Origin of the sequence: Actinomadura rifamycini DSM 43936, assembly GCF_000425065.1 — a bacterium.
In the GTDB taxonomy this organism is placed as follows: Bacteria; Actinomycetota; Actinomycetes; order Streptosporangiales; family Streptosporangiaceae; genus Spirillospora; species Spirillospora rifamycini.
Window position 1 is genome coordinate 1 of the sequence record NZ_AULB01000028.1, and the last position, 24,724, is coordinate 24,724.

The window sequence follows — 24,724 nt, forward strand, 5'->3', positions numbered from 1 at the left end:
TCGGCGAGTTCGGCGACCAGGGCGTCGACGCCGTCGGCGTCCGGGCCCCGGCGGCTGGCCAGCAGCAGGTGCCGGACGCCGTGCCGGGCGACCAGGTGGCGGGCGACGACGCCGCCCAGCGAGCCGGTGCCGCCGGTGACCAGGACCGTCCCGTCCGGGCGGAACACGGCGGGCGCGTCCGGGGCCTCCCCGGCGGCCCGCGCCAGGCGGGGCGCGGACCAGGTCCCGCCGCGGACCGCGAGCTGCGGCTCGCCGCAGGCCAGCGCCGTCCCCAGCAGCGGCCCCGCGTCCCCGAGCGGGTCGCCCGCGGGGTCGCGGTCCAGCAGGACGATCCGGTCCGGGTTCTCGGCCTGGGCGGCGCGGACGAGGCCCCACACCGCCGCGCCGGCGGCGTCGGCCACCGCGCCGTCCCCGGCGGGCACCGCGCCCCGGGTCAGCACCACCAGCCGCGCGTCCGCGGCGCCGGCGCCGTCCAGCCAGCGCTGCAGGACCTCCAGCACCCGCGCGGTCAGCGCCAGGGGCGCGCCCGCTCCGCCGGAGGCGTCCAGGACGGTCACCGCGGGCGCGTCCGGCGGCAGCGCGGCCACGTCGTCGGCGGTGGCGACCGGCGTCCACGGCGGCGCGTCCGCCCGCGGCGCCGGGGGCACCTCGGTCCACTCCACCCCGAACAGCGCGTCGCCGCCCGCGGCCGCGGCCGTCTCCAGCTGGTCGTCGGACACCGGCAGCGACACCAGCGAATCCATGGTCAGCACCGGGCCGCCGGTCTCGTCGGCGGCCTGGAACGACAGCGCGTCCGTCCCGCACGGCGCGACCCGCACCCGCATCGCGGACGCGCCGACGGCGTGCAGCACCAGCCCGTTCCACGCGAACGGCAGCACCCGGCGGTCGTCGCCGGGGTCGGCGAAGGCGTTCGTGTGCAGCGCCGCGTCCAGCAGCGCGGGGTGGACGCCGAAGCGGCCGGCGTCCTCCCGGTGCTCGCCGGGCAGGGCGACCTCGGCGAACACCTCCTCGCCGCGCCGCCACACCGCCCGCAGGCCCTGGAACGCCGGGCCGTAGGCGTAGCCGCGCTCCACCAGGTCGGGGTAGAAGCCGGTGATCTCGACCGGCTCCGCGCCGGGCGGCGGCCAGGCCGTGAAGTCGAACTGCGTCTCCCTGGGGCGGGACGTGTCCGACAGCAGGCCGGTGGCGTGCCGCGTCCACGTGTCCTCGCCGGAGTCCTCGCGCAGGGAGTACACGTCCACCGTGCGCGCGCCGGTGCCGGTCGGTCCGCCGACCGCGACCTGGAGGCGGACCCCGCCCTGCTCGGGCAGCACCAGCGGCGCCTCGATCACGAGCTCGTCCAGGACGCCGTAGCCGAACTCGTCGCCCGCCCGCACCGCGAGGTCGACGTACACCGTGCCGGGGATGAGCACGGCGCCGCCGATGGCGTGGTCGGCGAGCCAGGGGTGCGTCCGCAGCGACAGCCGCGAGGTGAACACCAGCCCGTCCGACTGCGGCAGCGGCACCACCGCGCCCAGCAGCGGATGGTCGGCGCCGGTCAGCCCCAGCGACGCCGCGTCGGTCGCCGAGTCGCCGAGCCGGAGCCAGTAGTGCCGGTGGTCGAACGCGTACGTCGGCAGGTCCACGTGCCGGGACGTCGCGCCCGCGGGCAGGATCGCGGGCCAGTCCAGCGCGACGCCGCGCACGAACAGTTCGGCCATCGAGGTCAGCAGCCGCCGCAGGCCGCCGTCGTCGCGGCGCAGCGACCCGGTCACCACGACGTCGGCGTCGGTCCCGTCCACGATCTCGCTGATCGGCTGGACCAGGACCGGGTGGGCGCTGACCTCGACGAACACGCCGTGGCCCTGGTCGAGCAGGTCGGTGACGGCAGGCCCGAACCGGACCCGGTTGCGCAGGTTCCGGTACCAGTAGCCGCCGTCGACGACCCCGGCCTCCTCGATCCACTCGCCGGTCACCGTCGAGTAGAACGGCACCGCCGGGGCCTGCGCCTCGATGCCCGCGAGCGCCTCGTCGAGGGTGCCGCGGACGTCCTCGACGTGGCGGCTGTGGGACGCGTAGTCCACGGCGACCCGCCGCACGCGGACGCCCTGCTCGTCGAGCACGTCCAGCGCCTCGTCGAGCGCCCGGGCGTCGCCCGCGATCACGACGGAGGAGGGCCCGTTCACGGCCGCGACCTCGACGCGGTCCGCCCACGGCTCCAGGCGGGCGGTCGCGTCGTCCTCGCTCAGCGCGACCGACGCCATGCCGCCGCGCCCGGACAGCTCGGCGGCGATGGCCTGGCTTCGCAGCGCCACGACTCGCGCGGCGTCGTCCAGAGACAGCGCGCCCGCGACGCACGCGGCTGCGATCTCGCCCTGGGAGTGCCCCACCACGGCGTCGGGCTGGACGCCGACCGACTGCCACACCGCCGCCAGGCCGATCATGAACGCGAAGCTCGCGGGCTGGAGGACGTCGACCCGATCCAGGAAACCCGGCTCGGTGTCGCCGCGCAGGACGTCCGTCAGCGACCAGTCCACCCACCGCTCCAGCGCGGCGGCACATTCGGCGATCCGGTCGGCGAACACCGGGGACGACTCCAGCAGTTCCCGGCCCATGCCGACCCACTGCGTGCCCTGCCCCGGGAAGACCCACACGACCTTGCCCGGCGCACCGGAAGCCCCGGGGGACGCGACCAGACCGGACGCGTTCTCCCCGCGCGCCAACGCGTCCAGCGCGTCCAGGGCCTCCTCGCGGGAGTCCGCGACCACGACCGCGCGCTCGTGCAGCACCGAACGGCCCGCCGCCAGCGCCCCGGCCACGGCCGCCGGCGGGACGTCCTCCGCGTCGCGGAGGAACGCCGCGAGGCGCTCCGCCTGGCCGGCCAGGGACGCGGCGGTCCCGGCCGAGACCACCAGCGGCACCGCCCCGCCCGGCACGCCGTCCGCCGCCTCGGGCGCGGCCTCCTCGGCGGGCGCCTCCTCGACGATGAGGTGCGCGTTCGTCCCGCTGGCGCCGAACGACGACACGCCCGCCCGGCGCGGACGCCCGGCGGGGGACCAACCCCGGGGCTCGGTCAGCAGCCGGACCGCCCCCGAGGACCAGTCGACCTGCGGGCTCGGCGCGTCCACGTGCAGGGTCGCGGGCAGCTCCCCGTGCCGGAGCGCCTGCACCATCTTGATCACCCCGGCGACACCGGACGCCCCCTGGGTGTGGCCGATGACGGACTTCACCGAGCCGAGCCACAGCGGCTCCTCGGGGTCCCGGTCCTTGCCGTAGGTGGCCAGGAGCGCCTGCGCCTCGATCGGGTCGCCGAGCACGGTGCCGGTGCCGTGGCCGTCCACGGCGTCGACGTCGGACGGGGCCAGGCCGGCGCTGTCGAGCGCCTTGCGGATCACCCGCTGCTGCGACGGGCCGTTCGGCGCCGTCAAACCGTTCGACGCGCCGTCCTGGTTCACGGCCGAGCCGCGGATCACGGCCAGCACCCGGTGCCCGCGCTCCCGCGCCACCGACAGCCGCTCCAGCAGCAGGACGCCCACGCCCTCGGCCCAGCCGGAGCCGTCCGCGCACGCCGCGTAGGACTTGCAGCGCCCGTCGAACGCCAGCGCCCGCTGCCGCGCGAAGCCGACGAACCCGCCGGGCGTCGCCATCACCGTCGCGCCGCCCGCCAGCGCCATCGAGCACTCGCCCCGGCGCAGCGCCTGCGCGGCGAGGTGGATCGCCACCAGGGACGACGAGCACATCGTGTCGACGGTCACCGCCGGGCCCTCCAGGCCGAGCGCGTAGGCGACCCGGCCGGACGCGACGCCGCCCGCGGTGCCGAGGGCGCGCTCCAGGCTCATGAAGTCCTCGAACCCGCTCAGGTCGGGCGCGTAGTCCTGGTGGACGACGCCGGCGAACACGCCGACGTCGGTGCCGCGCAGCGAGTCGGGGGCGATGCCGGCGCGTTCGAGGGTCTCCCAGGAGACCTCCAGCAGCTGCCGCTGCTGCGGGTCCATCGCCAGCGCCTCGCGCGGCGAGATCCCGAAGAACCCGGCGTCGAACTGCGCCGCGTCGTGCAGGAACGCCCCCTCCCGCACGTACGTCGTGCCGGGGTTGTCGGGGTCCGGGTGGTAGAGGCCCTCGAGGTCCCAGCCCCGGTCGTCGGGGAAGCCGGTGTAGACGTCGGTGCCTTCGGACACCACCCGCCAGAAGTCCTCCGGGCCCCGGATGCCGCCCGCGTACCGGCACGCCATGGAGACGATCGCGATGGGCTCCGCCGCCGCGGCGGCGAGGTCGTCGTTCTCCTGCCGGAGCCGCGCGTTCTCCTTCAGCGAGGCACGCAGTGCCTCGACGACCTGCTCGTCTGGCGCCGACATAACTCTCCTCGGGTCGTTCTCCATCGGTGTTCAGCCCGTCCCGCCGAGGGCCCGCTGCACGAGGCCGGCGACGTCCAGTTCGTCGATCGCTTCCGCGTCGCCCGCGCTCCCGGGCGCGGCGGTCGGCGGCGGCTCGCCCGCGCCGTCGCCGTCCGCGGGGTCCGGCTCGGCGAGGGCGAGCAGCGCGTCGAGCACGCCCGCCTCCCGGAACCGGGCGAGCGGCACGGTCGCCAGCACCCCCCGGAGCTCCTCCTCGCGGCCGTCCGGGCCGTCGTCGGGCTCCCGGAGGAGTTCCGCGCGCAGGTGGCCGACCAGCGCCTCGGGGGTCGGATAGTCGAAGATCAGCGTCGCGGGCAGCCGCAGCCCGGTCGCCGCGAGCAGGCTGTTGCGCAGGTTGACGGCGGCCAGCGAGTCGAAGCCGGCCTCCTGGAACGCCTGGCGCGGGCCGACGCCCTCGACGTCGCCGTGGCCGAGGACCGTCGAGGCGTGCTTGCGGACCAGCCGGAGCAGGACGCGGTTCTGCTCGGCGTCCGGCACCCCGCGCAGCGACTCCGCGAGGGACGCGGCGGCGTCGCCGTCCTCGCCGTCCGGCTGGGCCGCGCGGAGCGCCGCCCGCGCCTCCGGCAGGTCGGCGAACAGCGGGCTGGGCCGGACCGACGTGAACGCGGGGATGAAGGCGTCCCAGTCCATGTCGACCACGGTCACGGACTTCTCGTTGCCCTCCGCCGCCTGCGCGAACGCGGTGACCGCGAGCTTCGGCGCCATGGGCAGCACGCCGCGGCGCCGCAGCTGGACGAGCGTCGCCTCGTCCATCCCGACCCCGACCTCGTCGAGGGCGCCCCAGGCGATCGAGGTGGCCCGCCCGCCCCGGGCGCGGCGCCGCTCGACGAGCGCGTCGAGGACGGCGTTCGCCGCGCCCGACGGGCCCTGGCCGCCGCCGCCCCACACGCCGGCGATCGAGGAGAAGACGACGAACGCGTCGAGCGGCGTGTCCGCGAACCGCTCGTCCAGCCACACGGCGGTGTCCACCTTGGCCGCGAAGACCTCGGCGAGGTCGCGCTCACCGGTGTCGTCCACGGTGCCGGTCCGGGCGATGTCGGCGGTGTGGACGACGGCCGTGAGCGGAGGCCGGTCCGGGTCGTCCGGGACGTCCGGGGCGACCAGCCGCGCGATCGCGTCGCGGTCGGCGTCGGCGCAGGACTCGACGGCGACGTCCAGCCCCATCCCGGCCAGTGCGTCCCGCAGCTCCGGCACGCAGCCGTCCGGCGCGGCCGCGGTGGTGGTGACGACGAGCCGCTCCGCGCCGGCGAGCGCGAGCCACCCGGCGGCGTGCCGGCCGAGGCCCTCCGCGCCGCCGGTGACCAGGACCGTGCCGCGCGGCCGCCAGCGGTCCCCCGCGGGCTCCGGCACGGGCCTGCGGACGAGCCGCCGGCAGTAGACGCCGGAGCGCCGGACCGCGAGCTGGTCCTCGCCGGCGGCGCCGGACAGCACGCCGAGGAGGGCCCGCACCGCGCGCCGGTCGACCGTCGCGGGCAGGTCCACCAGCCCGCCCCACCGGTCGAGGCGCTCCAGCGCGGCGGCCCGGCCGAGCCCCCACACCGCCGCCTGGGCCGGTGCGGTGACGGCGTCCTGGATGCCGATGTTCACCGCGCCCCGGGTCACGCACCACAGCGGCGCGGAGGCGCCGGCGTCGCCCAGGGCCTGGACGAGCGCGAGCGCCGTCGCGGCGCACTCGGCCGGGGCCGCGGCGCCGCGGTCGAGCGCGAGCAGGGACAGCACCCCGTCGACGTCGTGCCCGGCCAGGACGTCGCGCAGGCGTTCGGCGAGCCGCTCGCGGGTGCGGTCGCCGCCGCCGACCTCCAGCAGGACCGTGCCGAGTCCCTGCCCGGTCAGCTCGGCGAGGAGGCCGTCGTCCGGCTCGTCGCCGGCCGGGCTCGCCGGGGCGACCACCAGCCACCGGCCGCCCGGCACGCCCGCGGCGTCGCGGTCGAGCGGCTTCCAGGTGACGTGGTAGCGGAGCCGCTCCGCGTCCGAACGCTCCCGGCGCTTCTCCCGCCAGCCGGCGAGCACCGGGACGAGGTCGCGCAGCGCCCCGCGCTGCTCGGCGGACGCCAGTTCCAGCAGGTCGGCCAGGGAGTCGGCGTCGGTCTTCTCGACCGCCGACCAGAAGTCGGCGTCGGCGCCTCCGGCGGCCTCGCCCTCGACGGCCGCGGCGTCCGCCTCGTCCAGCCAGTAGTGGCGGCGGTCGAAGGCGTAGGTGGGGAGGTCGACCCGTCCGGGCGCGGGCGGCAGGACGGACGTCCAGTCGATGGGGACGCCGCGGACGAACAGTTCGGCCATCGAGGCCAGCAGGCGGCGCGGGCCGCCGTCGTCGCGCCGCAGCGACCCGACGACGAGGGCGTCGGTGTCGCGGCCGTCGGCGATCTCGCTGATGGGCTGGAGCAGGACGGGGTGGGCGCTGATCTCGACGAACACGCCGTGGCCTTCGTCGGCCAGCGCCGCCACGGCCGGAGCGAAACCGACCCGGTTGCGAAGGTTCCGGTACCAGTAGCCGCCGTCGACCACCCCGGCCTCTGTGATCCACTCGCCCAGCACCGTCGAAAAGAACGGGACCGCCGGTGCTCGGGCATCGATCCCGGCGAGGGCCTCGGCGAGGGTGTCCTCGATGTCCTCCACGTGGCGGCTGTGGGACGCGTAGTCCACGGCGACCCTCCGCACGCGGACGCCGTCGGCGGCCAGCGCCTCGACCGCTTCGTCGAGCGCGTCGGCGTCCCCGGCGATCACCACCGACACGGGGCTGTTGACCGCCGCGACCTCGACGCGGCCCGCCCACCGCTCCAGGCGGGCGGTCGCGTCCGCCTCCGACAGCGCGACCGATGCCATCCCGCCGCGTCCGGACAGCTCCGCCGCGATGGCCTGGCTTCGCAAGGCCACGACTCGCGCTGCATCGTCCAGCGACAGTGCGCCCGCGACGCACGCGGCGGCGATCTCGCCTTGCGAGTGCCCCACCACGGCGTCCGGTCGCACGCCTGCCGACTCCCACACCGCCGCCAAGCCGATCATCACCGCGAAGCTCGCGGGCTGGAGGACGTCGACCCGGTCCAGGAAGCCCGGCTCGGTGTCGCCGCGCAGGACGTCCGTCAGCGACCAGTCCACCCACCGCTCCAGCGCGGCGGCGCACTCGGCGACCCGCTTGGCGAACACCGGCGAGTCGTCCAGCAGTTCGCGGCCCATGCCGACCCACTGCGAACCCTGCCCCGGGAACACCCAGGCCAGCCTTCCCGGCACGTCCACGGTGCCGGTCACCAGGCCGGGCGCGTTCTCGCCGCGGGCGGCCGCGCCCAGCGCGGCGACGGCCTCCTCGCGGGTGCCCGCCACCGCGACCGCCCGCCGCGCCAGCGTCGCCCGGGACGACAGCAGGGTCCCGGCCACGGCGGCGAGCGGCGTCCCGGCGGAGCCGTCGAGGAACGCCGCCAGCCGGCCGGCCTGCCCCGCCAGCGCACCCGCGCTCCCGGCCGAGACGACCAGCGGCACCACCCCGGTGTCCGGGGCGTCGGCCGCGCCGGACGGCTCCTCGGCGGGGGCCTCCTCGATGATGAGGTGGGCGTTCGTCCCGCTGGCGCCGAAGGAGGACACGGCGGCCCGGCGCGGACGGCCGCCGCGGGGCCACGCGCGGGACTCCGTCAGCACCCGCACCGCACCCGACGACCAGTCCACCTGGGTCGTGGGCTCGTCCACGTGCAGGGTCGCGGGCAGCTCCCCGTGCCGCAGCGCCTGCACCATCTTGATCACGCCGGCGACGCCCGCGGCGGCCTGCGTGTGCCCGATGTTCGACTTCAGCGACCCCAGCCACAGGGGGTGCTCCGGGTCGCGGCCCTGCCCGTAGGTGGCGAGGAGCGCCTGCGCCTCGATCGGGTCGCCGAGGGCCGTGCCGGTGCCGTGCCCTTCGACGGCGTCCACGTCGAGGGGGCCGAGCCCGGCCTTGGCCAGCGCCGCGCGGATCACCCGCTGCTGCGACGGCCCGTTCGGCGCCGTCAGCCCGTTCGACGCGCCGTCCTGGTTCACCGCACTGCCGCGGATCACGGCCAGCACCTTGTGCCCGCGCTCCCGCGCGACCGACAGCCGCTCCAGCAGCAGGACGCCGACGCCCTCGGCCCAGCCGGTGCCGTCCGCGCCGTCCGCGTACGCCTTGCACCGGCCGTCGGCCGACAGCCCCCGCTGCCGCGAGAACTCCAGGAAGGCGTCCGGGCTCGCCATGACCGTCGCGCCGCCCGCCAGCGCCATCGAGCACTCGCCGGAGCGCAGCGCGTGGGCGGCCTGGTGGATCGCGACCAGCGAGGACGAGCACGCCGTGTCCACGGTGACCGCCGGGCCTTCGAGGCCGAACACGTACGACACCCGGCCCGACGCCACGCTCGACGCGGTGCCGGTCATCAGGTAGCCCTGGACGTCCTCGGGCACCTCGCGGAGCCGGGTCACGTAGTCGTGGTGGACGATGCCGGTGAACACGCCGACGTCGCTGCCGCGTACCGACAGCGGGTCGATGCCGGCCCGCTCCAGCGCCTCCCAGGACGTCTCCAGCAGCAGCCGCTGCTGCGGGTCCATCGCGAGCGCCTCGCGCGGCGAGATCCCGAACAGCCCGGCGTCGAACTGCGCGGCGTCGTACAGGAACCCGCCCGAGCGGGTGTAGCTGGTGCCCGCGCGGGCGGGGTCCGGGTCGTACAGCCCCTCGACGTCCCAGCCGCGGTCCAGCGGGAAGCCGGAGACGGCGTCCCGGCGCTCGGCCACCAGCCGCCACAGGTCCTCCGGACCGTCCACGCCGCCCGGCAGCCGCGCGCTCATCGCGACGATCGCGATCGGCTCGTCGGCGTCGCGGACCGCCGCCGGGACGGCCCGCGGCGCCGCGCGCTCGCCGAGCAGTTCGGCGCGCAGGTGCTCGGCGAGCCGCGCGGGCGTGGGGTGGTCGAAGACCAGGGTGCTGGGCAGGTCCACCCCGGTGAAGTCGCGCAGCCGGTTGCGCAGCTTGACCGCGCCGAGGGAGTCGAAGCCGAGGCTGCGGAACGAGCGGTCCTCCTCGAAGCCGTCCTGGCCGCCGTGCCCGAGCACCACCGCGGTGCTCTCCCGGACCAGGTCCAGCACGGCCCGGAACCGGTCGGCGTCCGGCAGCCCGGCCAGCCGGTCCGCCATCGTGCCGCCCGCGCCGTTCGACCGCGCCGCCGCGCGCCGGTCGAGCGGCACCGGCCGGACGTGCCGTGCACGGTCCGCCGGGTCCGCCGGTTCCGCGGGTGCGCCGGTGGGGGCGGCGAAGGTCACCGGGCCCATGGCCGCGACGGGGGCGCCCGCCGCGTCCGCGAACTCCAGCAGCGGGCCGCCGTCCCCCGCCGGGGTGATCCGCAGCCGCAGCGCGGTCGCGCGCTCGGCGAACACCGCCAGGCGGGCGCAGGACGCCAGGTCGCCGCCGCCGTCGCCCGCCGCGGCGCGCAGCGCGGCGTCGACGAGCAGCGGGTGCAGGACGAACGCGCCGTCCCGCCCGGCCGCGTCGTCCGGCAGCGCGAGTTCGGTGAGGCCGGCCGCGTCCCGCAGGTCGAAGGCCGGTTCGGGCAGCCCGGGGACCAGCACGGCCCCGGCGCGGCGGGTCCACGGCCCGCGCCCGCGACCGGCGGGCCGGGTGTGGACGGCCGCGCGGCGGCGGCCGTCCGGTCCGGGCCCGTCCACCGTCACCCGCACGTCGAGGCGACCGGGTTCCGGCGGTGCCGGCGGCGCCTCGACGGCGACCTGTTCGAGGGCGCCGCAGCCCGCTTCGGCGCCCGCCCGCACGAGCACCTCCAGCAGCACGGCGGCCGGGTGCCCGGTGCCGTCCGGCGCCGGGAGCCGCCCGGTGAGGACGACGCCGCCGGTGCCCGGCACCTCGACCACCGCGTCGAGCAGCGGGTGCGGGACGCCGAGCCGGTCCGCGCCGCCCGCCGCCGGGCCGGCCTCGACCCAGTAGCGGCGGTGCTGGAACGCGTAGGTGGGCAGCTCGGGCCCGACCTCCGCCGCCGGACGGCCGAGCACCGCCGCCCAGTCGACGGACGAGCCGCGCACGTGCAGGCCCGCCAGCGCGGTCAGGACGTCGGCGGCCTCGGCGCCGTTCCTGCGCAGGGTCGCCAGGCAGCTCCGCTCCTCCCCGCCCAGCGTGCCGAGCGCCATCGCGGCGAGGGACCCGCCGGGCCCCAGTTCGAGGAACGTCGCCGCGCCCCGGTCGCGCAGCGCGGTGACCGCGTCGGCGAACCGGACCGCGCCGCGCGCCTGGTCGGCCCAGTAGTCCGGCGTGCCGAACGTCCCGTCCTCCATCACCCGGCCGGTCAGCGTGGACACGATCGGCAGGTCGCCGGGGCGGACCGGCAGGCCGGCCAGGACGGTGCGGAACTCCGCCAGCGCGGGTTCCATGAGCGGCGAGTGGAAGGCGTGGCTGACCGGCAGCCGCCGCGTCTTGCGGCCGCGTCCGGCCAGTTCCGCGGCGGCGGCGAGCACCGCGCCCTCCGCGCCGGACAGGACCACCGCGTCGGGCCCGTTCACCGCCGCGACGCACGCCGCGCCGCCGCCGGTCCGGGCGAGCAGCTCGGCCGCCTCGGCCTCGGTCGCCTGGACCGCGACCATCGCGCCGCCCGCGGGCAGGTCCTGCATCAGCCGGCCGCGCGCCGCGACCAGCGCCGCCGCCTCCTCCAGGTCGAGCATTCCGGAGACGTGCGCGGCGGTGATCTCACCGATCGAGTGCCCGGCCAGCAGGTCCGGCCGCACGCCCCACGACTCGAACAGCCGGAACAGCGCCGTCTCCAGGGCGAACAGGGCCCCCTGCGTGTACATGGTGCGGTCGAGCAGGTCGCCGTCCGGCGCGAACACCGCCTCGCGCAGCGGACGTTCCGCGTGCCCGCGCAGGTGCCCGTCCACGGCCGCGCACGCGGCGGCGAAGGCGTCCCGGAAGACCGGGAACGCGGCGGCGAGCCCGCGGCCCATGCCCGCCCACTGGCCGCCCTGCCCGGTGAACAGGAACGCCAGCTTGCCGTCGACCGGGGAGCCCGACACGACCGCGGCCGGCTCGGTGCCGCTCCCGTACGCGGCCAGGTCCGCGGCGGCGCGGTCCCGGTCGGGTGCCACGACCACGGCGCGGTGGTCGAGGTGGGCCCGCGCGGTGCCGAGCGCGTGGGCGGCGTCGGCGAGGCGCACGTCCGGACGGTCGTCCAGGAAGCGCGCGACGCGGCCCGCCTGGCCGCGGAGCCCGGCCGGTGTCCGTCCCGACACCGGCAGCGGAACGGGGACGTCCGCCGCCTCCGGCGCGGGCTCCGGCCTGTCGGGCGACGGTTCGCCGCGCGTCGGCTCGTCGGGGGCGGCCTCCAGGATGACGTGCGCGTTGGTGCCGCCGATCCCGAACGACGACACGCCCGCCCGGCGCGGCCGCCCGTCCCGCGGCCACGCGCGGGCCTCGGTCAGCAGCTCCACGGCGCCCGCCGACCAGTCCACCTTGGACGACGGACGGTCCACGTGCAGCGTCCGGGGCAGCACGCCGTGCCGCATCGCCATGACCATCTTGATCACGCCGGCGGCGCCCGCCGCGGCCTGCGCGTGCCCGATGTTCGACTTCACCGACCCCAGCCACAGCGGCTTCCCGGGCTCGCGGCCCTGCCCGTAGGCGGCGAGCAGCGCCTGCGCCTCGATCGGGTCGCCGAGCACGGTGCCGGTGCCGTGCGCCTCGACGGCGTCGACGTCGGACGGGGCCAGGCCGGCGCTGTCGAGCGCCCTGCGGATCACCCGCTGCTGCGACGGCCCGTTCGGCGCCGTCAGCCCGTTCGACGCGCCGTCCTGGTTCACCGCCGAGCCGCGGACGACGGCCAGCACCCGGTGGCCCCGGCGGCGGGCCTCCGACAGCCGCTCCACCAGCAGCAGCCCGACGCCCTCGGACCAGCCGGTGCCGTCCGCGCCGTCCGCGAACGGCTTGCACCGGCCGTCGGGGGCGAGGCCGCGCTGCCGGGAGAACTCCACGAAGGTCTCCACGCCGCCCATCACCATCACGCCGCCCGCCAGCGCCATCGAGCACTCGCCCGACCGCAGCGACCGCGCCGCCATGTGCAGCGCCACCAGCGACGACGAGCACGCCGTGTCCACGGTGACGGCGGGGCCCTCGAACCCGAAGTGGTAGGCGACCCGCCCGGACACGACGCTCCCCGAGCCGCCGGTGAGCCGGAACCCCTCGACGCCCGGCGCCCCGTGCGTCCGCATGCTGTAGTCGTGGGCGTTGACGCCGACGAAGACGCCGACGTCCTGCCCGGCGAGCGCGGTCGGGTCGATCGCGGCCCGCTCGAACGCCTCCCAGGACGCCTCCAGCAGCAGCCGCTGCTGCGGGTCCATCGCCAGCGCCTCGTTCGGTGAGATGCCGAAGAACGCGGCGTCGAACCCGGCGGCGTCGTCCAGGAAGGCGCCGTGCCGCACGTAGGTGGTGCCCTCGTGGTCGGGGTCGGCGTGGAACAGCCCCTCGGTGTCCCAGCCCCGGTCGGTCGGGAACCCGGTGACGGCGTCGCCCCCCTCGGCCACCAGCCGCCACAGGTCCTCCGGGCCGTGGACGCCGCCCGGCAGGCGGCACGACATCGCCACGATCGCGATCGGCTCGTCGTCCGGCGCGGGCCCCGGCCCGGCGGGGCGGCGGCCGTCGGGGCGGTCCGCCGCGCCGCCGGTGAGCAGGCCCCGCAGGTGCTCGGCGAGCGCGGCCGGCTTCGGGTAGTCGAACGCCAGCGTCGGGGAGAGCGCGAGCCCGGTCGCCGCCGCCAGCCGGTTGCGCAGCTCCAGGGCGGTCAGCGAGTCGAACCCGGCGCTCTTGAAGGACCGGTCGGGACGGACGGACTCGGCGGTGTCGTGCCCGAGCACCTCGGCGGCGTGCCGCCGCACCAGGTCCAGCACGGCCTCGGTCTGCTCGGCGGCGGTGCGCCCGGCGAGGCGGTCCGCCGGGGACCCGGCCGCGGCCGCCGCCGGGGCCGCCCGCGCCGCGGGCCGCGCCGCCGGGACGAGCCCGCGCAGCAGCGGCGGGACCGGCTCGCCCGCGCCCGCGTTCGCGCGGAGGACCCGCGGGTCGAGCTTCGCCGCCACGAACGCGCCGGAGGCGCCCAGCGCGGCGTCCAGGACCGCCATACCCTCCGCGGCGGAGAGCGCGGCCATGCCCGTCCGCCGGTTGCGGCGCAGGTCCGCGGCGCCGAGGTGCCGGGTCATGCCGCTGGCCGTCTCCCAGTAGCCCCAGGCGAGCGAGACGCCCGGGAGCCCGAGGCGGCGCCGCCGGACGGCCACCGCGTCGAGCGCGGCGTTGGCGGCGGCGTAGTTGGCCTGCCCGGGGTTGCCCAGCACGCCCGCCGCCGAGGAGAACAGCACGAACGCGGCCAGGTCCAGGTCGCGGGTGAGCTCGTCCAGGTGGAGCGCCGCGTCCAGCTTCGGCCGCAGCACCGTGTCGACGCGGTCCGGGGTCAGCTCCGTGAGCACCCCGTCCTCCAGGACGCCCGCGGTGTGCACCACGGCGGTGAGCGGATGCTCGGCCGGGACGGCGGCCAGCACCTCCGCCAGCCGCGCCCGGTCCGCCGTGTCGCAGGCGGCGACGGTGACGGACGCCCCCAGGGCGGTCAGCTCGTCGCGCAGCGCGGGGGCGTGCCCCCGGCGGCTGACCAGCAGCAGGTGCCGCACGCCGTGCGCGGTGACGAGGTGCCGCGCCGCCATCGCGCCGAGCGTCCCGGTGCCGCCGGTGATCAGGACCGTGCCGTCCGGGTCGAGCGGACGGCGCTCCGCCGCCTCGTCCGCCGGAACGCGCGCCAGGTGCGGCACCTCCGCGACGCCGTCGCGCAGCCTCACCTGCGGCTCGCCGCTCAGCAGCACGGCGGGGAGCGCGCCCCGGGACGCGTCGTCGAGGTCGACCAGGACGATCCGCCCCGGGTGCTCGGACTGCGCCGACCGCACCAGGCCCCACACGGCGGCCGCGGCGAGTCCGGTGCAGTCCCCCGTGACGACGGCCAGCCGGGCGTCCGCCAGGGCCGGTTCGGCGAGCCAGCCCTGGAGCACTCCCAGCGCGGCGCCGATCGCGGCGCGGGGGTCCGCGGCGGCCCCGGCCTCGTACAGCAGCACGTCGGGCGCCGACGCGGCCGACGCGGCGACGTCCTCGCGGGCCGCGACGGGCACGACGGCGGGTTCGCGGTCCACGGCCGGGAGCGGCGACCGCACCCAGTCCACGTGGAACAGGGCATCGCGCGCGGACGCGGCCGCACCGGCGACGCCCGCGTCCTCGGGAGAGAACGGCGTCCCGCGAACCGCCTCCACGGTCATCACGGGCCCGCCCGCCGGGTCGGTCAGCACCAGGCCGGTCCCCCGGTCGGACACCGCGCCCGGACGGACGTGCAGCGCGGCCGCGCCCGCCGCCCGAAGCGTCACCCCGGTCCACACCGACGGCACCTCCCCGTCGGGGACGACGGTGCGGACGGCGGCGTCGAGCAGCGCGGGATGCATCCCGTAGCGGTCCGCGTCGCGGACCGCGTCGCCGTCCAGACCGACCTCGGCGGCCTCGGCGGTGTCTGCGGGCGGCGGCGCCGGGGAGGCGGCGGGCGCCAGCGTGCCGTGCGCGTGCCGCGTCCACGCCGCGTCCAGCGGGGCGTCCGCGGCGCGCGAGTAGATCTCGACCGACCGCCGCCGCGTCGCGCCGTCCGGTTCCCCGACGACGGCCTGGACGTCGCGTCCGCCGCGCCGCGGCAGCACCACGGGCGCGTCCACGGTCAGGACGTCGAGGACGGGGACGGCGGCCAGGTCGCCGAGCCGGACGGCCACCTCGACCAGAGCCGCGTTCGGCACCACGACCGCCTCGCCCACCGCGTGGTCGGCGAACCAGCACTGCGACTGCGCCGACCACCGCGACGTCGCCGTGAACCCGGCCGAGCCCGGCCGGCCGACGACCGCGCCCAGCAGCGGGTGGTCGGCCGCCGCCTGCCCGAGCGACGCGGCGTCCGACGCCGACCGGGCGGGCTCGAGCCAGTAGCGCCGATGGTCGAACGCGTACGTCGGCAGGTCCACCCAGCCTGACGCGGGCGGCAGGACGGACGTCCAGTCGACGTCGACGCCCCGGACGTGCAACTCGGCCATCGAGGTCAGCAACCGCCGCATCCCGCCGTCATCGCGGCGCAGCGACCCGACCACGACACCGTCGTCGGCGATCTCGCTGATCGGCTGGACCAGGACGGGATGGGCGCTGACCTCCACGAACACGCCGTGCCCCTGGTCGAGGAGGGCGGAGAGGGCGGGTCCGAACCGGACCCGGTTGCGCAGGTTCCGGTACCAGTAGCCGCCGTCGACCTCCCCGGCCTCGGAGAGGACCCACTCGCCCGTCACCGTCGACAGCAGCGGAATCGTCGGCGCCTGCGCCTCGATGCCGACCAGCGCCTCGGCAAGGGTGTCCTCGATGTCCTCGACGTGGCTGCTGTGGGACGCGTAATCGACCGCGATGCGCCGCACCCGCACGCCGTCGGCGTCCAGCGCCTCGACCGCTTCGTCGAGCGCGTCGGCGTCCCCGGCGATCACCACCGACACGGGGCTGTTGACCGCCGCGACCTCCACCCGGCCCGCCCACGGCTCCAAGCGGGCCGCCACGTCGGCTTCCGACAGCGCGACCGACGCCATCCCGCCGCGTCCCGACAGCTCGGTCGCGATGGCCTGGCTTCGCAGCGCCACCACCCGCGCGGCGTCGTCCAGCGACAGGGCGCCCGCCACGCACGCGGCCGCGATCTCGCCCTGGGAGTGCCCCACCACGGCGTCGGGCTGGACGCCGACCGACTGCCACACCGCCGCCAGGCCGATCATGACCGCGAAACTCGCGGGCTGGAGGACATCGACCCGGTCCAGGAACCCCGGCTCGGTGTCGCCGCGCAGGACGTCCGTCAGCGACCAATCCACCCACCGCTCCAACGCGGCAGCACACTCGGCAACACGCGCGGCGAACACCGGGGACGACTCCAGCAACTCGCGGCCCATGCCGACCCACTGCGTGCCCTGGCCAGGGAAGACCCACACGACCTTCCCCGGGACGTCCGCGCTGCCCGTGACGAGACCGGGCGCGTGCTCGCCGCGCGCCAGGGCCTCCAGGCCGGACGCGGCCTCCTCGGGGGTGCCCGCGACCACGACGGCACGCTCGTCCAGCACCGCCCGGCCGGACGCCAGCGCCCGGGCGGCGCCCGCCGGGGAGGCAGCGGCGGACCCGATGAACGAGGCGAGCCGACCGGCCTGCCCGGCCAGCGACGCGGCGCTCCGCGCCGACACCGCCAGCGGCACCGGGCCGTCGAACGGCGCCGCCTCCTCGACGGCCGGTTCCTCGGGGGCCTCTTCGAGGATCACGTGCGCGTTCGTCCCGCTGACACCGAACGACGACACGCCCGCCCGGCGCGGACGCCCGGTGCGCGGCCACTCGCGGGACTCGGTCAGCAGCTCGACGGCCCCCGCGGACCAGTCCACCTCGGTCGTGGGCGCGTCCACGTGCAGCGTCGCCGGAAGGACGCCGTGCCGCATCGCCTGCACCATCTTGATCACGCCCGCGACGCCCGCCGCGGCCTGCGCGTGCCCGATGTTCGACTTCAGCGACCCGAGCCACAGCGGCTTCCCGGGCTCGCGGCCCTGCCCGTAGGCGGCGAGCAGCGCCTGCGCCTCGATCGGGTCGCCCAGCGCCGTCCCGGTGCCGTGGCCCTCGACCGCGTCCACGTCGGACGGCGCGAACCCGGCGGCGGCGAGCGCCCTGCCGATCACCCGCTGCTGCGCGAGGCCGTTCGGCGCCGTCAACCCGTTCGACGCGCCGTCCTGGTTCACCGCCGACCCCCGCAGCACCGCCAGCACCCGGTGCCCGCGCTCCCGCGCGACCGACAGCCGCTCCAGGACGAGCACGCCCGCGCCTTCGGCCCAGCCGGTGCCGTCGGCGCCGTCCGCGTACGCCTTGCAGCGCCCGTCGGGGGCGAGGGCCCGCTGCCGGGAGAACTCGACGAACGTGTCGGGCGTCGCCATCACGGTCGCGCCGCCCGCCAGCGCCATCGAGCACTCGCCCGACCGCAGCGCCTGCGCCGCCAGATGCAGCGCCACCAGCGACGACGAGCACGCCGTGTCCACGGTGACCGCCGGGCCCTCGAACCCGAACACGTACGACACCCGGCCCGACGCCACGCTCGACGCGGACCCGGTGGTCGCGAAGCCCTCCAGTTCCGGCGCGTCCGCTCCGGCGCCGTAGCCGTGCCCGAACACGCCGGAGAACACGCCGACGTCGCCGCCCTTGAGGGACAGCGGGTCGACTCCGGCGCGTTCCAGCGCCTCCCACGACGTCTCCAGCAGCAGCCGCTGCTGCGGGTCCATCGCGAGCGCCTCGCGCGGCGAGATCCCGAAGAACCCCGCGTCGAACGCCGCCGCGTCGCGCAGGAAGCCGCCCCGGCTCGTGTAGGAGGTGCCCGCGCGGTCGGGGTCCGGGTCGAACAGGCGCTCCAGGTCCCAGCCCCGGTCGTCGGGGAAGCCGGAGACGGCGTCGCCGCCCTCGGCCACCAGCCGCCACAGGTCCTCCGGCCCGGCGACGCCGCCGGGCAGGCGGCAGGCCATGCCCACGATCGCGACGGGCTCGCCGGCGTCGGCCTCCGCGGGCGGGGCCGTCCCGGCGGGCGGCCGGGAGACGCCGAGGACGTCGGCCCGGAGGCGGGCCGCCAGCGCCGCCGGGGTCGGGTGGTCGAACGCGGCCGCGGCGGGCAGCCGCAGCCCGGTGCCCTCCGTCAGCCGGTCGCGCAGCTCCACGATGGCCAGGGACGTGAAGCCGAGGTCGCGGAAGGCGCGGTCGGCCGGGACCGACTCGGGTCCCGGCTCCCTCAGCACGAGCGCGGCCTGCGTGCGCACCAGCTCTTCCAGCAGCGCGAGCTGCGCGCGCTCGTCCAGGTCCGCCAGGCGGTCGCGCAGCGCCGCCGTGACGGCCGCGTCGGGTTCGCGGCCCCGCGACGGCGCCTCGACCAGGTCCCTGAACAGCGCGGGGACGTCGGCGCCCGGGGCCGGGGTGCCCGGCGGCAGCGCCAGCACCGGCGAGCGGCCCGCCGTGACGGCGACGTCGAACGCCGCGAGCAGATCGCTCGGCCGTCCGGCCTCGCGGGACCAGGCGACGAAGCTTCCCGGCAGGCCCCGCAGCCGGCGGTTCCGCACGAGCGCCGCGGCGAGGGCGCCGTCCACGACCGCGCCCGGGTCGCCGGACGGTCCCGGCAGCCCGGCGGCGTCGGCCACCACGACGAACGCGGAGGGTGCGTCGCCCGCGGTCAGCTCGTCCAGCAGCACCGCCAGGTCGAGGTCGTCGGCGGCGTGGACGACCGCGGTCACCGGGGGGCGCGCGGCGGCCAGCGCCGCCCGCAGCGGCTCCGGCGCGCGCCCGTCCGCGGTCACCCGGACGATGTCCGTCCCGTCGGCGCCCGCCACGGCGGGCGCCGGTCCGGCGCCGGGGGCATCGACCAGGAGCAGGCTCCTCACCGCGTGGACCACCGCCAGGCGGCCCGCGACGGCCGCGCCGTGCTCCGTGCCCGCTCCGGTGACCACCACCGTGCCGCCGGCTCCGGCCCACGGCTCCGGGCGCGGCGCGCCGTCCACGGGCAGGCGGGCCAGCCGGGGCGCCAGCAGCGCGCCCGACCGCACCGCGACGTGCGGCTCGTCCGCCGCGACCGCGGCCCGCAGGACGTCCGGGTCCGGTTCCGCGCCGGGGGCGAGGTCGACGATCGTGAGGGGGACGTCCGGGAAGGAGCGGGCGGCGGCCCACAGCGGGACGTCGGCCAGGTTCAGGGCGCCGTCCCCCTCGACGGCACCGGCCGCGCCGCGGGTGAGGACGACCAGCCGGGACGCCGCCGCGTCCGGCCGGGCCGACCGGGCCCGCACGCCGTCCGCCAGGGCGCGGGCGCCGGCGCGGCCCGCCGCGACCGGATCCGGCGCCGGACCGTCCGGCCGCACGAGCACCGTCACGTCCGGGACCGGCTCCGCCGCGGCCGCCGCCGGGAGGTCCGGGTACCGCCGCACGCGGGCGCCCGCCGCCTCCAGCGCGGCGGCGAGCCCGTCCGCCGGACCGACCAGCGCCCAGCTCTCCGGCGGCGCGGGGTCCGCCGGTTCCGGCACCGCGACCCAGTCCACGCCCGTCAGCGCGTCGTGCCGCCCGCTCGCCGCGTACCGCAGCCGGCCCGGCTCGTCCGCCAGGAGGCGCCGCTGGGTCTTGCCCGACGCGGTGCGGGGGATCCGAGCGACCTCGTAGACCCGTTCGGGCACCTTGTAGGCGGAGAGCTTCTCGCGGCACAGCTCCACCAGGGTCTGGACGTCGACCCCGGACGGGCCGGGGATCACGTACGCGACCGGCACCTCGCCGAGCGTCCCGTGCGGCGCGCCGGCCACCGCGGCGTCGGCGACGCCCGGCGCCGTGCGCACGACCGCCTCCACCTCGGCGGGATGCACGTTCTCCCCACCGCGGATGATCAGCTCCCGGACCCGCCCGCGGATGGTGAAGTAGCCCTCCTCGTCGCACCGGGCAAGGTCGCCGGTCCGGAACCAGCCGTCCCGCATCGCCGCCGCGGTCTCCTCGGCGCCGTTGTGGTAGCCGACCATGACGTTCGGCCCGCGCACCCACACCTCGCCCTCCGTCCCGGCGGGGACGTCCAGCCCGGTGTCGGGGTCGACGACCCGCACTCCGACGCCCGGCACGGGACGGCCGCACGAGCCGTCGACGCGAGCGCCGTCCGGCGCGTTCATGGTGATGGCCCCGCACGTCTCGGTGCTGCCGTACGCGTCGACCAGCGGGACGCCGAACGTCTCCTCGAAGTCGCGGCGCAGCCCGGACCCGAGGACCGCGCCGCCGACCAGCCCGATCCGCAGGCCGGGCGCGGCGAACCCCTGCTCCCGCGCGGCCGTCACCAGGTGCTGGTACGTCGTGGGGACGCCCGCCAGGAACGTCGGCTCCTCCTCGCGGAGCGCGCGGATCACGTCCCCCGCGTCGCCGCCGTCCACGAGGCGGGCGGTAGCGCCCACCACCGTCACGGACAGGACGCACGCGATGTGCGACAGGCTGTGGAACAGCGGGAGCGGCCACAGCACCCGGTCGTCATCCGTCAGCCCCGGGATCGGGACGTAGCTCGCCGCGACGGACCAGAGGCAGTTGCGCTGCGTCGACAGCACGCCCTTCGGCCGGCCGGTCGTCCCCGACGTGTAGAACATCCAGGCCACGTCGTCGAGACCCAGGTCGTCGCGGGCGGGAACGGCGGGTTCGGTGACGGCGAGCCGGTCGTAGGAGTGCACGCCCGGACGCTCCGCAGCATCGCCCGGCCGCTCCGCAGCATCGCCCGGACGCTCCGCAGCATCGCCCGGACGCTCCGCGGCATCGCCCGGCCGCTCCGCGGTGTCGCCCGTCACCAGCAGCGTGACGTGCGGCGCGACCGGCAGCCGCGCCGCCTGCACGGCGTCGGTGACGACGGCCGCGGCGCCGCTGTCGTCCAGCAGGTACTCCAGCTCGGCGCGGGCCGAGGCCGGGTTGAGCGGCACCCCGACACCGCCCGCGCGCACGATCGCCAGGTAGCTCTCCACGGCGGCCACCGAGTTGCGCAGGCAGATCGCCACCCGGTCGCCCGGGCGGACGCCCAGGTCCGCCAGGTGCCCGGCGAGCCTGCCGGTCCGCGCCTCCAGGTCCCCGTAGGTGACCGCCCGGTGGTCGTCCTCGAAAGCCGCCTTGCCGGGGAAGCGGGCCGCGTGCTCCTTGAGCGTGGCGGGCAGCGGCTTGATGAGGTCGGTGCGCACTGTGCCGCAGTTCCTTTCGTGGCCGGGGGGAGGAACGCTCACCAGGCGACGGGCAGGTTCCCCACCGCGAAGACGGACCCGCGCAGCCGCAGCGGCACCTCGTCCGCCGGGACGGCGAGCCGCAGGTCGGGGAACGCGGCGAGCAGCGCCGACAGGCCCGCGCGCAGCTCGACGCGCGCCAGGTTCTGGCCGAGGCACTGGTGGACGCCGAAGCCGAACGCCACGTGGCCGGAGGTGTCGCGCTCGATGTCCAGCGCGTCCGGGCAGCCGAACTTGGCCGGGTCGCGGTTGGCCGCGGGCAGCGACACCGTGACGGTGTCCCCCTTCTTGATCGGCTCGCCGTGCAGCTCCAGGTCCTCCAGCGCCGTCCGGTAGGTGTGGTACTGGTTCACGGTGAGGTAGCGCAGCAGCTCCTCGACGGCGGCCTCGGTCTTCCCCGGGTCCGCGCGCAGCGCCGCGAGCTGGTCGGTGTGGTGCAGCAGCGCGAAGACGCCGACGGCCAGCGCGCTCTCGGTGGTCTCGTAGCCCGCGAACAGCAGCAGGGTGACCATGTTGCGGAGCTCTTCGGTGGTCAGCCCCCCGTCGGCGACCAGCCGGCTGATCAGGTCGTCCGCGGGCTCCTTGCGGCGCCGCTCGATGATCTCGTCGAAGAAGCCCTGGGCCTGCCCGTAGGCGGCGTCGGACGCCTCCGGCGACGCGTCCGGGTCGTGCAGGAGGGTCACCGCGGGCACGTACCGGTCGCGCTCGTCGTAGGGCAGGCCCACCAGGTCCGACAGCATCCGCAGGACGAGCGGGCGGGCGAAGGCCGTCACCAGGTCCGCGGGGGCGCCCTGGGCGCGCATGGCGGCGATCTGCTCGGCGGCCACCGCCTCGGCGTTCGCCTGCAACCGGGTCACCCGGCGGACCGTGAACTCGCCCGTCAGCAGCTTCCGGTAGCGGGTGTGGTCGGGCGGATCCATGTGGATGAACATCCCGGGGATCAGCGGATGGTTCGGGATCACCTCGCCGTGGTGCGTCACCGGGAAATGCCCAATCTCGCAGCTGTGGCTGAAACGCGGGTCGCTCAGGACTTCGCGGACGAGGTCGTAACTGGACACGATCCAGCCGATGTGCCCGTCCGGGTAAGTCATTTTTGCGAGCGGGCGCTTCGCCCGGAGTTCGGCGAAAACCGAAGGAGGATCGAACTTGTCGGTCCGCGCCCAGGGCACTTCGAAAGGAATGGCGTCGGTCATGGAATCCTTCTCACTCGGGACAACATGCATTCCGCCGTCAGCCGGTTTCGTGAAACGCCACCGACGACAAGTCCGGTATTTCCAAAACCAAGTTAGACGAGCCGGGAGCGGCCGCCATCCCTCAGCCTGGTAGGCCCACGACCGAGGCCGGTGAGGTCATTCGATATCGACCGGGCGGCCGGTGCGCACCGACTCGCGGGCCGCCTCCACGACCCGGAGCGCGCGGAGCCCCGCCGCGCCGTCCGGCCCGGCCGCGCGCCCCTCGCCGACCGCGGCGACGAACGCGCCGAGCATGACCGCGGACGGGTCGTCCCCGGCGGGTTCCCACCGTTCGCCGCCGGCGGCGGCGTCGAACCCGCCGAGCAGCCGCGGGCGGGCGGTGAACTCCGCGGACGCCCGCTCGCCGATGAAGGCCATCGTCGGCCCGTCCGCCGCCGGGCGGTCCCCCGGCAGGCTCCAGCTGCAGTCGAGGGCCGCGACCACGCCGCTCGGGTAGCGCACGGTCAGCAGCGCGGCGCTCACGACGTCCGGGGACCCGCTGAGCACGCCGTTGGCCTGCGCGTACACCTGCTCCGCGGGCTCCCCGGCGAGGACCGCGTCCACCATGTCGAGCAGGTGCGCCGCGCCGGCCGCGAACAGCTCGGCCGCCGTCCCGGCCCCCGCCGCGGAGTCCGGACGGACCGGCCCGGGGGCGTTGCAGGCGCCGTGGACGGTCGTCAACCGGCCGGCGGCGCCCTCGGCGAGCGCCTCGCGCACGGCGGCGAACGCCGGGCCGAAGCAGCCCGGCGACGCCATGGTCAGCCGCACCCCGGCGGCCGCGCAGGCGTCCACCATGGCCCGGGCGTCGGCCTCCGCCGCCGCCAGCGGCGGCTCGCACAGCACCTGCGCGCCCGCCTTCGCCGCCCGTTCGACCTGCTCCCGGCGGCGCGCGGCCGCACCGGTCACCACCACGGCCCGGGGCGCCGACGCGAGCGCCTCGTCCCAGGTCGCGGCGTACTCCGCGCCGAGGCGGCGGGCCGCGGCCGGGCCGCGGTCCGGGCCGTCCGGGGGGTCCGGGGGGCCGTCCGGGGGGCCGTCGAGGTCGGCGACGACCAGCTCGACCCCCGGCATGCCGGCGAGCAGCCGGGCGTAGGTCGCGGCGCGCCCGTGGGCCGGCGACGACACGGCGATCCTCATGCAGCCCCCTCGACCGGCAGCTCCACCGCGCGGCCCGTCCACGCGGACTCCGCCGCGGCCTGGGTGATGCGCACGGCGGCGAGCCCGTCCCGGGCCCCGATGCGCGGCTCGGGCCCGCCCTGGAACGCCCGAGCGAACTCCCGGATCTCGGTCACGAAAGGCAATTCCCCTACATAACCGAATCTTCCAATCTTCCCCACCGCATCGCCGGTCGCCCGGACCTGCTGCGGCCATTGCGTGTCATAGACGACGGTTCCACCGGTGCCCGTCACCTTGAGCGATATACGGGCGGGCGGATCAGGTGTCGCCGTCCAGCGGCTCACGATCTGGGAGAGCGCGCCACCGGCATGCGTGAGAACGGCGGTGCCGACCGCGACGGCCCCTTCCGGGGCCGGTGCGGCGATCTCGCCCTGGTATTGCGCGTACACCCGCACCACGTCCCCGAAAATCCAATAGGCGAGGTCGGCGCCGTGCAGCATCTGGTCGGTCAGGATTCCACCGGACCGCGCGGACAAATGGCCGGTCCAGGGCCGCGGATGGTAACCGCTGACGTCGAACCGGGCGACGGCGCCTTTCCCCAGACGGCCCGAAGCGACCAGTTCGTGAAGCCGCGCGAACGCCGGGTCGAACCGTACGTCGTGGGCCGGATAGAGCCGCACGCCGGCGCGTTCCGCCGCGGCCACGATCTCCTCGGCCTCCGCCGTGTCGGCGGCCAGCGGCTTCTCGCACACCACGCCCGCGCCCGCCGCGATGGCGGCCAGGGCGATCTCGCGGTGGCTGCCCGTCGGCGTGCAGATGTCCGCCGCGTCCGCGCCGTCCAGCGCCTCGTCCAGCGACCCGGCGGCCGCGGCGCCGAACTCGCGCGCCAGCTCCGGCGCCCGGCCGTCCGTGGAGTACACCCGGACGGCCGCCCCGACCGCGGTCCACGCCTCCAGATGCAGGCGCGCGATCAGACCCGCGCCGATCAACGCCACTTCGAGCCGCCGCATGGCACCCCCACTCCTTCGCCCGGGACCGGACGCTCGCGCCCGTCCCGGCATGGCCGGCCGCATCCCGCGCGCCGGAAGCGAGATCAGTCTCTTCGGCGGCGGGGGCCGCTGCCATCACTCACGTGGGTAATCCCGGCCCGGCCGGAGGACGAGAAAAAGGGCGAGGCCCCTCCCG

General features: G+C 77.1%; 5 protein-coding genes. All 5 read right to left on the bottom strand.

Going from position 1 to position 24,724, the window contains the following annotated elements; translation table 11 throughout:
- Nucleotides 1-4,334 (bottom strand): type I polyketide synthase (locus H505_RS0125250; protein ID WP_026404208.1); only part of this gene is annotated, 4,334 nt, incomplete at its 3' end.
- 30 nt (nt 4,335-4,364) lie between these two features.
- Nucleotides 4,365-21,152 (bottom strand): type I polyketide synthase, encoded by a 16,788-nt coding sequence (locus H505_RS52495; protein WP_034519766.1) that lies wholly within the window; start codon nt 21,150-21,152, stop codon nt 4,365-4,367.
- A gap of 38 nt (nt 21,153-21,190) precedes the next feature.
- On the bottom strand, nt 21,191-22,282 hold the full coding sequence (locus H505_RS0125260; RefSeq protein ID WP_245592625.1) for a cytochrome P450: 1,092 nt from the start codon (nt 22,280-22,282) through the stop codon (nt 21,191-21,193).
- A 258-nt stretch (nt 22,283-22,540) separates the two neighbouring features.
- Nucleotides 22,541-23,560 carry a Gfo/Idh/MocA family protein gene (locus tag H505_RS0125265; RefSeq protein WP_026404210.1) on the bottom strand — a complete coding sequence of 340 codons (1,020 nt, stop codon included), beginning with the start codon at nt 23,558-23,560 and terminating at the stop codon, nt 22,541-22,543.
- A complete protein-coding gene (locus tag H505_RS0125270; RefSeq protein ID WP_026404211.1) occupies nt 23,557-24,549 on the bottom strand; it encodes a Gfo/Idh/MocA family protein in 993 nt (330 codons plus the stop codon). The genes H505_RS0125265 and H505_RS0125270 overlap by 4 nt, the downstream gene beginning before the upstream one ends.
- Between the last annotated feature and the right edge of the window lie 175 nt (nt 24,550-24,724).

Coding starts and splice junctions, on each gene's coding strand:
- H505_RS0125260 (WP_245592625.1), bottom strand. CDS start 22,282: ATGACTTACCCGGACGGGCACATCGGCTGGATCGTGTCCAGTTACGAC.
- H505_RS0125265 (WP_026404210.1), bottom strand. CDS start 23,560: ATGAGGATCGCCGTGTCGTCGCCGGCCCACGGGCGCGCCGCGACCTAC.
- H505_RS0125270 (WP_026404211.1), bottom strand. CDS start 24,549: ATGCGGCGGCTCGAAGTGGCGTTGATCGGCGCGGGTCTGATCGCGCGC.